Source organism: Streptomyces sp. NPDC058664, assembly GCF_042716635.1.
Classification (GTDB): Bacteria; Actinomycetota; Actinomycetes; order Streptomycetales; family Streptomycetaceae; genus Streptomyces.
In genome coordinates, this window is the sequence record NZ_JBHXRW010000008.1 from 66,552 (window position 1) to 79,358 (window position 12,807).

Consider the following 12,807-nt stretch of genomic DNA (forward strand, 5'->3'; position numbering starts at 1 on the left):
CCTTAGCGGATCGGCGGGGAGTCGGGCGGCACCACGCGGCGGCAGCCGCATATTGTCGCTGCGCGGTAATCGCGCACATTGATGAAGGAGACTGTCGTGTCGGCGAACAGCTTCGACGCCCGCAGCACGCTGCGCGTGGGCGACGAGTCGTACGAGATCTTCAAGCTGGACAAGGTCGAGGGCTCCGCGCGCCTCCCTTACAGCCTGAAGGTCCTCCTGGAGAACCTGCTCCGCACCGAGGACGGCGCGAACATCACCGCCGACCACATCCGGGCCCTCGGCGGCTGGGACTCGCAGGCCCAGCCGAGCCAGGAGATCCAGTTCACGCCGGCTCGCGTGATCATGCAGGACTTCACCGGCGTTCCCTGTGTCGTCGACCTCGCCACCATGCGCGAGGCCGTCAAGGAGCTCGGCGGCGACCCGGCGAAGGTCAACCCGCTCTCCCCGGCCGAGCTGGTCATCGACCACTCCGTCATCGCCGACAAGTTCGGCACGAAGGACGCCTTCGGCCAGAACGTCGAGCTGGAGTACGGCCGCAACAAGGAGCGCTACCAGTTCCTGCGCTGGGGCCAGACCGCCTTCGACGACTTCAAGGTCGTCCCCCCGGGCACCGGCATCGTCCACCAGGTGAACATCGAGCACCTGGCCCGTACGGTCATGGTCCGCAACGGCCAGGCCTACCCCGACACCCTCGTCGGCACCGACTCGCACACCACCATGGTCAACGGCCTCGGTGTGCTCGGCTGGGGCGTCGGCGGCATCGAGGCCGAGGCCGCGATGCTCGGCCAGCCGGTCTCCATGCTCATCCCGCGCGTCGTCGGCTTCAAGCTGACCGGCGAGCTCCCGGCCGGCACCACCGCCACCGACCTGGTCCTCACGATCACCGAGATGCTGCGCAAGCACGGCGTCGTCGGCAAGTTCGTCGAGTTCTACGGCGAGGGCGTCGCCGCGACCTCCCTCGCGAACCGCGCCACCATCGGCAACATGTCGCCGGAGTTCGGCTCCACCGCCGCGATCTTCCCGATCGACGGCGAGACCCTGAAGTACCTGAAGCTGACCGGCCGCTCCGAGCAGCAGGTCGCGCTCGTCGAGGCGTACGCCAAGGAGCAGGGCCTCTGGCTCGACCCGGCCGCCGAGCCCGACTTCTCGGAGAAGCTGGAGCTCGACCTCTCCACGGTCGTCCCCTCCATCGCCGGCCCGAAGCGCCCGCAGGACCGCATCGTCCTCGCGAACGCCGCCCAGCAGTTCGCGCTCGACGTCCGCAACTACGTCGACGAGGTGGACGAGGCGGGCATGGAGTCCTTCCCGGCCTCCGACGCCCCGGCGAACCACCCGAACGGCGCCCCGTCGAAGCCGGTCACCGTGACCGCCCCCGACGGCTCGACCTACGAGATCGACCACGGTGCGGTGACGGTCGCGGCCATCACCTCCTGCACCAACACCTCGAACCCGTACGTCATGGTCGCCGCCGCGCTCGTCGCGAAGAAGGCCGTGGAGAAGGGCCTGACCCGCAAGCCGTGGGTCAAGACCACCCTCGCCCCGGGCTCGAAGGTCGTCACCGACTACTTCGACAAGGCGGGTCTCACCCCGTACCTCGACAAGGTCGGCTTCAACCTCGTCGGCTACGGCTGCACCACCTGCATCGGCAACTCCGGCCCGCTGCCGGAGGAGGTCTCCAAGGCCGTCAACGAGCACGACCTGGCCGTGACCTCGGTGCTCTCGGGCAACCGCAACTTCGAGGGTCGGATCAACCCCGACGTCAAGATGAACTACCTGGCCTCCCCGCCGCTGGTCGTCGCGTACGCCATCGCGGGCTCCATGAAGGTGGACATCACCAAGGACGCGCTCGGCGTCGACACCGAGGGCAAGCCGGTCTACCTGGCCGACATCTGGCCGTCGGAGGCCGAGGTCAACGACGTCGTCGCCAACGCCATCGGCGAGGACATGTTCAACAAGTCCTACCAGGACGTCTTCGCGGGCGACGCCCAGTGGCAGGCGCTGCCGATCCCGACCGGCAACACCTTCGAGTGGGACACCGAGTCCACCTACGTCCGCAAGCCCCCGTACTTCGAGGGCATGACGATGGAGACCACCCCGGTCACCGACATCGTCGGCGCCCGTGTCCTGGCGAAGCTGGGCGACTCGGTCACCACCGACCACATCTCCCCGGCCGGTGCCATCAAGGCCGACACCCCGGCCGGCAAGTACCTCACCGAGCACGGTGTGGAGCGTCGTGACTTCAACTCCTACGGCTCGCGCCGTGGCAACCACGAGGTCATGATCCGCGGCACGTTCGCCAACATCCGCCTGCGCAACCAGATCGCGCCGGGCACCGAGGGCGGCTACACCCGCGACTTCACGCAGCCGGACGCGCCGGTGTCGTTCATCTACGACGCCTCCCGCAACTACATCGAGCAGGGCACCCCGCTCGCGATCCTGGCGGGCAAGGAGTACGGCTCCGGCTCGTCCCGCGACTGGGCCGCCAAGGGCACCGCGCTGCTCGGCGTCAAGGCCGTCATCGCCGAGTCGTACGAGCGCATCCACCGCTCGAACCTCATCGGCATGGGCGTCCTGCCGCTGCAGTTCCCGGAGGGCGCCTCGGCCGCGACCCTGGGCCTGACCGGCGAGGAGACCTTCTCCTTCACCGGCGTCGAGGAGCTCAACAACGGCACCACCCCGCGTACGGTCAAGGTCACCACCGACACCGGTGTCGAGTTCGACGCGGTCGTCCGCATCGACACCCCCGGTGAGGCGGACTACTACCGCAACGGCGGCATCATGCAGTACGTGCTCCGCAACCTCATCCGTGGCTGACACCCGCTGATCCGGTAGCAAGCGGGAAGGGCCCCGCTCCTCGTCACGAGGAGCGGGGCCCTTCCGTGTCACCGGGTCGATCAGAACATCGCGCCGAAGCCGTTCCAGCCCGAGGTGCCGATCTTCATGCGGGTGGTGTACGGCGAGGACGAGCTGCCGTTGCCCTTGTACAGCCACAGCGCGCCGGCGCTGTCGCGGGCCACCAGGTCCGCGCGGCGGTCGCCGGTCAGGTCGCCGGGGGAGAACAGGTAGTTGTACGTGTTCCAGCCGCTGCCGACACGGGTCCGGGTGGTGAAGGGCGTCCGGTAGTTGCCGGTGCCCTTGTAGAGCCACAGGACGCCGTTGCGGTCACGGGCGACGAGGTCGGCGCGGCCGTCGCCGGTCACGTCGCCCTTGCCCGCGATCTGGGTGTACGCGTTCCACCCGGTGCCGACGCGGTAGCGCTGGGTCAGGGACGCGTTGCCGTTGCCCAGGTAGTGCCAGAGCACGCCGGAGCCGTCACGGGCCAGGACGTCGTCCGGGGCGCCGCCGCCGGTGTTGCCGGCCGAGACGACCTTGTTGTAGATGCCCCAGCCGCCACCGAGGTCGCGGACCGGGCCGCCGCCGGCGAAGTGCAGCCGGCCCGCGCGGTTGACGGCGTACCAGCCGTCGGCGTGGTACCAGCCCTCCGCCTCGACCCGTCCGTCGGTGTCCGCCTGGGCGAAGTTCTTGTACCCCACCCAGTCCCAGCCCTGCCGCCCGGCGATCCGCTGGATGGCGCCGCCGCCGACGGGGGTGTAGCCGATGATGTCGCCGTTGGTGTGCCAGCCGTAGAGGTTGTTGAGCGCGGCCCCGGAGGCGGCGGTCGCGGAGGCCGCGGCGGCGGACACGCGGTCCGACTGCGGTGCGGTGGGGGTGCTGGAGGCCGAGCCCGGCTCCGCCGCGACCGCGGCGGTGGTGGTGGCGAGCAGACCGGCCGTTATCGCTGCGACAGTGACACGGGACAGAACGCCCATGCGGTTCAGGCCAGAAGAGTTGGCCACGTAAGGCTCCGTATGCGTAGGGGACAGGTATGTTCGCCGCGCTTCCGTCGCGAGGACGGGCGTCGGCGAGACCTCTATGATCCCGGTCCTCCTTACGGAATCTTCATCTCACGGAGGGTCTGTGACACGACTGTTTCAGTCACGAACGTATGTCCCCTTTGTGCACCTCGCGCCCCGGCCGTGCCGCCGGGGCCCGCACGGCTCCTCTGTACGGGTCGCCCTGATGCCGTGTCAAGGGTGGCGGCGAACGAGTGCTTGGACGAAACGCCGCAGATGCGTCGTGCTTATCCCGGAGGTCTCAACTCGGGAAAGATGGCTGCCGAAACCTGGTTTCGATCTTGCTCAGTCGAAGGGAAGTGGACTATACCTGTCGGCGTCCAGCCAGTCGTATCCATCACGCGACGGCCTGACGCCTGCACGACCCGGCTGCAAATGACCGCGGTGGCGGGGCCCTTCGCCTGTGGCGAGAGTACGGGCGACCGGTACACCGCCTGAGTCCTGAATGAAGGCGAGGACTTGAGCATGGGATCCACCTCCGCACACAACGGTGAGGGCCTTGGCCGTCGCGACCTGATCAAGCGTTCTGCCGCTATCGGCCTGATCTCCGTACCGACGATGGGCTTCCTGTCCGCCTGTGCGAGCAGCGACAGCGGTGGCAACGGAAAGGTCGAGAAGGGCACGAAGTCCGAGAAGAACCCGCTCGCGGTGAACGAGTCGGCACCGCTCGACTTCGTCCTCTTCGACGGTGGATTCGGACAGCAGTACGCCAAGGACGCCATCAAGATCTACGAGACCAATTTCCCCAAGGCGAAGGTCAAGTTCACCCCCACCCAGAAGATCACCACCACGCTCCAGCCGCGCTTCAACGGCGGCAACCCGCCGGACCTCATCGACAACTCCGGCGCCGAGCAGATGGACATGGGTGTCCTCGTCGGCCAGAAGCAGCTGGCGGACCTCACCCCGCTCCTCGACGCGCCCTCCATCGACGACCCGAGCAAGACGGTCCGCGACACCCTGCGGCCCGGCATCGTCGAGATGGGCCAGTTCGACGGCGACCCGGTGTGGATCATGTACTACGCCTACACGGTCTACGGCGTCTGGTACTCGCAGAAGCTGCTCGACTCGCTCGACGCGAAGTACCCCGAGACCTGGGACGAGATGCTGGCCGTCTGCGAGAAGGCCAAGAAGAAGGGCATCGCGGGCTGGACGTACGCCGGCAAGCACCCGTACTACGTCCCCTTCTCGCTCTACCCGATGATCGGCAAGGTCGGCGGCCGCGAGGTCCTGGACGCCATCGACAACCTGGAGCCCAAGGCCTGGGAGCACCCCGCGGTCAAGGCCTGCTTCGAGGCGTACTACGAGCTCGTCCGGAAGGGCTACATCCTCAAGGGCACGCCCGGCCTCGACCACATCCAGTCGCAGACCGCCTGGACCGAGGGCAAGGCGCTGTTCATCCCGAACGGCTCCTGGGTCGAGAACGAGGCCGCGAAGACCATGCCGGCCGACTTCAACCTGGCCGTGTCGGCCCCGACCGGCATCGACTCCTCGGACAAGATGCCGTTCGGCACCATCTGGGCCTCCGGCGGCGAGCCCTTCATCGTCCCGGCGAAGGCGGCGAACCCCGAGGGCGGCATGGAGCAGCTGCGCATCATGCTCAGCGAGGCGTCCTCCAAGAACTTCACCCAGTCCGTGAAGTCCCTGACGGCCCTCAACGGCGGCACGGACGGCATCGACCTGACCCCGGGTCTCAAGTCCGGTGTCGCGGCTCTGGAGAAGGCCGGCCAGAACGTGGTCAACCCGCGCCTCCAGGACTGGTACGTCGCCCTCCAGAAGGAGAAGATCGGTGTCGCCGGCATCGGCGAGATGATGGCCGGCCGCGCGACCCCGGCCGAGACGATCAAGAAGATCCAGAAGTACGCCGACGAGGCGGCCCAGGACTCCTCGATCAAGCACTACAAGCACCAGTGAGCAGTGCCGGGGCCCCTTCCCGCCGACCGGGAGCGGGCCCCGGGCCCTTCGCGCGCCACAGCAGCGGCGCGCCTTCGCGGGAAGATCGGGGTCGGTAGGAATGCAACACGGCAAGTACCGTTTCATCGTGGGGTTCCTGGCGGCCCCCCTCGCGCTCTACGCGCTGTTCGTCATCTGGCCGTTCATCCAGTCCATCTACTACTCGCTCACGGACTGGACGGGACTGAGCCCCGAATTCGGCTTCGTCGGATTCGACAACTACGGCAGGATGCTGGATGACGAGATCTTCTGGAAGTCGCTCCAGCACAGTCTGACCTTCGCGGTGGTGCTCCCGCTGGTGACCGTCGGACTCGCGCTGTTCTTCGCCTTCATGCTGAATGTCGGCGGTCGGCGCCGCAGGGGCGCGGCCATCGCCGGTGTGCGCGGATCGTCCTTCTACAAGATCGTCTATTTCTTCCCGCAGGTGCTGTCGATCGCGATCGTCGCGCTGCTCTTCCAGTTCGCGTACAACCCGAACAGCGGAGCCATCAATTCCGTCCTGAAGGGCGTCGGTCTCGACAGCGTCCAGCCGGACTGGCTCGGCGATCCGGACCTCGCCCTCATCTGTGTGATGGTCGTACTCGTCTGGTCCACCGTCGGATTCTTCGTCGTCCTCTTCTCGGCCGGCATGGCGTCCATTCCGCGGGACTTCTACGAGGCGGCCCTGCTCGACGGCGCGAACCGGTTCACCACCTTCTTCAAGATCACCCTGCCGCTGCTCTGGGACACCGTGCAGTCGGGCTGGATCTACATGGGCATCCTCGCGCTCGGCGCGGAATCCTTCGCGGTCGTCCAGATCATGACCGTCGGCCCCAGCGGCGGGGGACCCGACTACTCGACCATCGTCCTCCCCCTGTACGTGTACCAGAAGGCGTTCCGGGACGGTCAGGCCGCCTACGCCACGACCATCGGCGTCGCGCTCCTCCTCGTCACGCTGGCCTTCGCGGCCGTCGTGATGAAGGTCGGCCGGCGTGAGCGGCTGGAGTTCTGATGAAGACGACCGACACTGCCCCCACCGGCGTCGAGACCCCCGGCTCCCCGGGCGGCCCCGGCCCCGCGGTCACCAAGACGGCGCCGCCCGCGCCCCGGAGGACCGCCAAGGCCGAGGGCGCGACCCTCAACGTCTTCTCGCACGGCGTCCTGATCGTCTGGGCGATCATGGTCGTGATGCCGCTGCTCTGGGCGGTCATGACCTCGTTCAAGACCGACCGGGCGATCTTCACCTCCCCGTGGGCGCTGCCCGACAAGCTGCACTTCGAGAACTGGTCGCGCGCCTGGACCGAGGCGCACATGAGCGACTACTTCATGAACACCATCCTGGTGGTCGGCGGATCGCTCCTCGGCACCCTGCTCTTCGGCTCGATGGCGGCCTACGTCCTGGCCCGCTTCGACTTCCCGGGCAACCGCTTCGTCTACTTCCTCTTCATCGGCGGGATGAGCTTCCCGATCATCCTGGCGCTCGTACCGCTGTTCTACGTGATGCAGAACATGGCCCTGCTCAACACGCTGCACGGCCTGATCCTCGTCTACATCGCGTACTCGCTGCCGTTCACCGTCTTCTTCCTCACCGCCTTCTTCCGCACCCTGCCGACCTCGGTGGCGGAAGCGGCCTTCGTGGACGGTGCCTCGCACACCCGGACCTTCTTCCAGGTCATGCTGCCGATGGCCAAGCCCGGCCTCATCAGCGTCGGCATCTTCAACTTCCTCGGCCAGTGGAACCAGTACCTGCTGCCGACCGTGCTCAACACCGAGCCGGAGAACAAGGTGCTCTCCCAGGGCCTCGTCCAGCTCGCCGTCAGCCAGGGCTACAAGGGCGACTGGTCCGGGCTCTTCGCCGGACTCGTCATGGCGATGCTCCCCGTCCTCGCCGCGTACATCATCTTCCAGCGGCAGGTGGTGGCCGGCCTGACCGCCGGTGCCGTGAAGTGATCCCGTAACCCCCTCCCGTCCCCGAAGGGCCCCCGCCGCACCCCGCGCCGGGGGCCCTTCGCGCACCCTCGGCGCCGTGTGACTCCGACCCTCCGCCCGTCAAGGCCTTGACGGGGACCGAGCCGAAAGCGTCCCCTTAGGGTTCACATGTTGGAGAAAACGGTGGGAGTGAGTGAGTCGATGGAGACTCCGGGGTCGCAGACGTCTCTGCACAGGGCCAATCTCGAACGGGTCGTCCGGGCGGTGCGGATGGCCGGCTCGCTCACCCAGGCGGAGATCGCCCGGGCGACGGGCCTGTCCGCCGCGACGGTCTCCAACATCGTCCGGGAGCTGAAGGACGGCGGCACCGTCGACGTCACGCCCACCTCCGCGGGCGGCCGCCGCGCCCGCAGCGTCTCGCTCTCCGGCGACGCCGGCATCGTGATCGGCGTCGACTTCGGCCACACCCACCTTCGGGTCGCCGTGGGCAACCTCGCCCACCAGGTGCTCGCGGAGGAGGCCGAACCGCTCGACGTGGACGCCTCCGCGGCGGAGGGCTTCGACCGGGCGGAACAGCTGGTCAAACGCCTGATCAGGGCCACCGGGATCGACCAGGACAAGGTGATCGGCGTCGGACTCGGCGTACCGGGACCGATCGACGTCTCCTCCGGGACCCTCGGGTCGACCTCGATCCTGCCGGGCTGGAGCGGGATCAACCCCGCGGAGGAGCTCTCCGGCCGCCTCGGCGTCCCGGTGCACGTCGACAACGACGCCAACCTCGGCGCCCTCGGCGAGCTGGTCTGGGGCAGCGGGCGGGGCGTCAAGGACCTGGCCTACATCAAGGTGGCCAGCGGCGTCGGCGCCGGCCTCGTCATCGACGGACGGGTCTACCGGGGGCCCGGCGGTACGGCGGGCGAGATCGGGCACATCACGCTCGACGAGTCGGGCCCGGTCTGCCGCTGCGGCAACCGGGGCTGCCTGGAGACCTTCACCGCCGCGCGTTACGTGCTGCCGCTGCTCCAGCCCAGCCACGGGCCGGATCTGACGATGGAACGGGTCGTCCAGCTGGCCCGGGAGGGCGACCCCGGCTGCCGCCGGGTGATCGCGGACGTCGGACGGCACATCGGCAGCGGCATCGCCAACCTCTGCAACCTCCTGAACCCCAGCCGGGTGGTGCTCGGCGGCGACCTCGCCGAGGCCGGCGAGCTGGTCCTGGCGCCCATCAGGGACTCCGTCTCGCGGTACGCGATCCCCAGCGCGGCCCGGCAGCTCTCGCTGACCCAGGGGGCCCTCGGGGGCCGAGCCGAGGTGCTCGGCGCGCTCGCTCTCGCGCTGAGCGAAATGGGCGATTCGACCCTGTTGGAGAGTGCGTTGCCGATCGCCGCGCCGGCCTCCCGGCTTGCCTTCACTTAGATAACGAACACCACCGTTGTCATCTCGTTAATAATTTACTTCTTGACGACAAGGTTTCGGCCGAGTTGACTTCGTGACACCTCGGCCGCAACGTCGCGGCCTCGTCAGGGAGGCAAACCCACATGAACGCAGTGACGCGTCGTGCCGTCATAGCCACGGCCGCGGTCTCGATGGCCCTCTCGCTCGCCGCCTGCGGCCAGGCCGGCGGCGACGACAGCGCGGACAAGGGCAGCTCGACCAAGATCGGCCTGCTCCTTCCGGAGAACAAGACCGCGCGCTACGAGACCCTGGACAAGCCCCAGTTCGAGAAGGCCGTCAAGGCCGCCTGCGGTGACTGCGAGGTCGTCTACAACAACGCGGTCTCCGACGTCGTCAAGCAGAAGCAGCAGTTCGACCAGCTGATCGCCGACGGCGTCAAGGTCATCGCGCTCGGCTCGGTCGACGCCACCAAGGCCGAGGGCTGGGTCACGGAGGCCAAGGCCAAGGGCGTCAAGGTCGTCGCGTACGACCGTGCCGTCAAGGGCGCCGACGCCTACGTCAGCCACGACAACAACAAGGTCGGCGAGCTCCAGGGCCAGGCGCTCCTCGCCGCCCTCGGCGGCAAGGCCGCCACCGCCAACGTCGTGATGATCAACGGCGACGAGAAGGACCCGAACGCCGGGCTGTTCAAGAAGGGCGCCCACGCCGCCCTCGACGGCAAGGTCGGCAAGATCGCCTACGAGGCCTCCGGCGAGTGGGACCCGAAGGTCGCGGGCGAGAAGATGTCCGCCGCGATCTCCTCGCTCGGCAAGGACAAGATCAACGCGGTCTACTCCGCCAACGACGGCATGGCCGGCGGCATCATCACCTCCCTCGAGAACGCCGGCATCAAGAACATCCCGGTCGGCGGCCAGGACGCCGAGGTCGCGGGCATCCAGCGGATCATCGCCGGTACGCAGACCTTCACCATCTACAAGTCGCCGCTCCAGCTGGCCCCCGAGGCCGCCAAGTTCGCGGTGAACCTGCTCCAGGGCAAGGAGCTCGGCGCCCAGGGCTCGACCGACGGCGTGCCGTCCACGCTCTTCCCGCCGGTCGTGGTCGACAAGACCAACATCCAGAGCACGGTGATCCAGGACGGCATCTACAAGGCCGCCGACCTCTGCACCTCGGACCTCGCCGCCAAGTGCACCGGGCTGGGCATCAAGTAACACCCCGACCGCACCACCCCGCCGGGCCCCCCAAGGCCCGGTGGCACGGGTCCCGCCGCCGGTCGCGTACGGCACACGGGCCGCCCCTCGGACGGGGCCGGCCCCGGAGCCGCCGCCACGGCCCGCGTACAGAGGGTGAAGACCCCCTCCGGCCGGCACGGCGACCGGATCCGTCCCCCCGCCCGTCCGGTCCCCGGCCGACCCAGACCCCGCTGTCGGCCCGGGGGCCGGACGAGCTCACCCCCCCTCGAACTTTGGCGCTGCACCGGCGGCGCGACATGCCGCCGCCCGCGGGCGGCGAAGGAGTTGGTTCACGTGTCCCAGACGCCCGTGCTGGCGTTGCGCGGGATCTTCAAGCGGTTCGGAGCGGTCCAGGTCCTCTCCGGTGTCGATCTCGAAGTCCACGCAGGAGAGGTCGTCGCGCTCGTCGGCGACAACGGAGCGGGCAAGTCCACGCTCGTCAAGACGATCGCCGGTGTGCACCCCATCGACGAGGGCGTCATCGAGTGGGAGGGCGAGCGCGTCGAGATCCAGCGCCCGCAGGACTCCCAGAACCTCGGTGTCGCGACCGTCTACCAGGACCTCGCGCTCTGCGACAACCTCGACGTCGTCGCCAACCTGTTCCTCGGCCGCGAGATCAAGAAGGGCAGCGTCCTCGACGAGGTCGCCATGGAGAAGCGGGCCAAGGACCTCCTCTCCACGCTCTCCATCCGCATCCCCAGCGTCCGCATCCCCGTCGCCGCCCTCTCCGGCGGCCAGCGGCAGGTCGTCGCCATCGCGCGCGCCCTGGTCGGCAACCCCAAGATCGTGATCCTGGACGAGCCGACCGCCGCCCTCGGCGTCGAGCAGACCGCCCAGGTCCTCGACCTCGTCGAGCGCCTGCGCGAGCAGGGCCTCGGCGTCATCCTCATCAGCCACAACATGGCCGACGTGAAGGCCGTCGCCGACACCGTCGCGGTACTGCGCCTCGGCCGCAACAACGGCACCTTCCCGGTGGCCACCACCACGCACGAAGAGATCATCGCCGCGATCACCGGTGCCACGGACAACGCCGTGACCCGCCGCCAGGCCCGCAACGCGGAGGTAGCGAAGTGAGCAACACCCCTCCCGCCGCGAGCGAGGAAGCCGCGGTGCCCGAGCCCCGTACCCCGGACGAGCAGGCCCCGGCGACAGAGACCCCGGCGACCGAGACCCCGGCCGCCGCCGCGATCCCCGCCGTCGACCCCCGCCTCCTCGTGCGCGAGCAGGGCTTCAAGGGCTACGTCGACGAGTTCAAGCGCAAGATCCGCTCCGGCGAGATCGGTTCGCTGCCCGTCGTGGTCGGCCTCGTCGTCATCGGCATCGTCTTCCAGGCCCTCACCGGCAACTTCATCACCTCGTACAACCTCGACCAGATCACGCTGTACGCGGTCGGCCCCGGCATCATGGCCGTGGGCATCGTCTTCGTGCTGCTGCTCGGCGAGATCGACCTCGCCGTAGGCTCCGTGGCCGGTCTGGCCGGCGCGGTCTGGGGCGTCCTCGGCACGGACATGCCGGACGGCCTCGCGATCCTCCTCGGCATCCTGTCCGGCACCCTGCTCGGCGCCTTCCACGGTCTGGTCTTCGCCAAGATCGGCGTGCCCGCCTTCGTCGTCACCCTGGCCGGCTTCCTCGGCTGGGCCGGCCTCCAGACCTGGGTGATGGGCGACAAGTCCACCATCCCGACGCCGATCGGCAGCTTCGTCGGCGACCTCACCAAGTACTACTTCTCCGACGTCGCCGCCGCCTACGGCCTCGCCGTGGCCGTCGTCGCCGCCTTCTACCTCGCCCAGCTGCGCGACTCCCGCCGCCGCAAGGCCGCCGAGCTGCCGCACCGCCCGCAGAGCGAGATGATCCTGCGCACCGCCGTCCTCGCGGTCCTGGTCCTCGTCGCCGCCTACGGCTTCAACCAGGAGCAGGGCCTGCCCCTCTCGCTCGTGATCTTCCTGGTGATCCTCCTCGTCACCGACTTCGTGCTGCGCCGCACCACCTACGGCCGTCAGGTCTTCGCCGTCGGCGGCGGCATCGAGGCCGCCCGCCGCGCCGGCATCAACGTCGCGTGGATCCGGATCTCGGTCTTCATGATCTCCGGCACCATGGGCGCGATCGGCGGCCTGTTCCTCGCCTCCGCGACCGGCGGCGCCGACCGCTCCCTCGGCGGCGGCAACCAGCTGATGATGTGCATCGCCGCCGCGGTCATCGGCGGTACGTCCCTGTTCGGCGGACGCGGCAAGGTCTGGTCGGCGCTCCTCGGCATCCTGGTCATCCAGTCGATCGTCCAGGGCCTCAACCAGATGAACCTGTCCTCGAACGCGATCCAGTACATGATCACCGGAGCGGTCCTGCTCATCGCGGTGATCATCGACTCGGTCTCCCGCAAGACGCAGAAGACGGCCGGACGCGCCTAGGGGGACACCCCCCGGGGCTCCGCCCCGCGC

General features: G+C 68.7%; 9 protein-coding genes. 8 read left to right on the forward strand and 1 reads right to left on the reverse strand.

What is annotated here, in order from left to right:
• The first annotated feature begins 96 nt into the window (after positions 1-96).
• The gene (acnA, locus tag ACFWUY_RS09195; RefSeq protein WP_384104173.1) at positions 97-2,814 is read left to right on the forward strand and encodes an aconitate hydratase AcnA; all 2,718 of its coding nucleotides are present in this window, start codon (positions 97-99) and stop codon (positions 2,812-2,814) included.
• 80 nt (positions 2,815-2,894) lie between these two features.
• Here acnA and ACFWUY_RS09200 read toward each other — a convergent pair whose 3' ends face one another.
• Complete coding sequence (locus ACFWUY_RS09200) at positions 2,895-3,836, reverse strand: FG-GAP repeat domain-containing protein (protein WP_384104176.1); 942 nt, start codon at positions 3,834-3,836, stop codon at positions 2,895-2,897.
• Positions 3,837-4,358: 522 nt separating this feature from the next.
• Between ACFWUY_RS09200 and ngcE the strand changes: the two genes are divergently transcribed.
• The 7 genes from ngcE (at position 4,359) to ACFWUY_RS09235 (ending at position 12,777) form a co-directional block, all read left to right on the forward strand.
• Positions 4,359-5,804 (forward strand): N-acetylglucosamine/diacetylchitobiose ABC transporter substrate-binding protein, encoded by a 1,446-nt coding sequence (gene ngcE / locus ACFWUY_RS09205; RefSeq protein ID WP_384104178.1) that lies wholly within the window; start codon positions 4,359-4,361, stop codon positions 5,802-5,804.
• A gap of 100 nt (positions 5,805-5,904) precedes the next feature.
• Complete coding sequence (locus ACFWUY_RS09210) at positions 5,905-6,834, forward strand: carbohydrate ABC transporter permease (protein WP_384104181.1); 930 nt, start codon at positions 5,905-5,907, stop codon at positions 6,832-6,834.
• Complete coding sequence (locus ACFWUY_RS09215) at positions 6,834-7,772, forward strand: carbohydrate ABC transporter permease (protein WP_384104184.1); 939 nt, start codon at positions 6,834-6,836, stop codon at positions 7,770-7,772. The genes ACFWUY_RS09210 and ACFWUY_RS09215 overlap by 1 nt, the downstream gene beginning before the upstream one ends.
• 180 nt (positions 7,773-7,952) lie before the next feature.
• Entirely contained in the window at positions 7,953-9,164 is a 1,212-nt protein-coding gene (locus ACFWUY_RS09220; protein ID WP_384104187.1) for an ROK family protein, read from the forward strand.
• A 122-nt stretch (positions 9,165-9,286) separates the two neighbouring features.
• The gene (locus ACFWUY_RS09225; RefSeq protein ID WP_384104190.1) at positions 9,287-10,351 is read left to right on the forward strand and encodes a sugar ABC transporter substrate-binding protein; all 1,065 of its coding nucleotides are present in this window, start codon (positions 9,287-9,289) and stop codon (positions 10,349-10,351) included.
• 315 nt (positions 10,352-10,666) lie between these two features.
• Entirely contained in the window at positions 10,667-11,446 is a 780-nt protein-coding gene (locus ACFWUY_RS09230) for an ATP-binding cassette domain-containing protein (protein ID WP_073817512.1), read from the forward strand.
• Entirely contained in the window at positions 11,443-12,777 is a 1,335-nt protein-coding gene (locus tag ACFWUY_RS09235; protein WP_384104194.1) for a sugar ABC transporter permease, read from the forward strand. The genes ACFWUY_RS09230 and ACFWUY_RS09235 overlap by 4 nt, the downstream gene beginning before the upstream one ends.
• Positions 12,778-12,807: the final 30 nt, after the last annotated feature.

Coding starts and splice junctions, on each gene's coding strand:
- ngcE (WP_384104178.1), top strand. CDS start 4,359: ATGGGATCCACCTCCGCACACAACGGTGAGGGCCTTGGCCGTCGCGAC.
- ACFWUY_RS09210 (WP_384104181.1), top strand. CDS start 5,905: ATGCAACACGGCAAGTACCGTTTCATCGTGGGGTTCCTGGCGGCCCCC.
- ACFWUY_RS09215 (WP_384104184.1), top strand. CDS start 6,834: ATGAAGACGACCGACACTGCCCCCACCGGCGTCGAGACCCCCGGCTCC.
- ACFWUY_RS09220 (WP_384104187.1), top strand. CDS start 7,953: ATGGAGACTCCGGGGTCGCAGACGTCTCTGCACAGGGCCAATCTCGAA.
- ACFWUY_RS09225 (WP_384104190.1), top strand. CDS start 9,287: ATGAACGCAGTGACGCGTCGTGCCGTCATAGCCACGGCCGCGGTCTCG.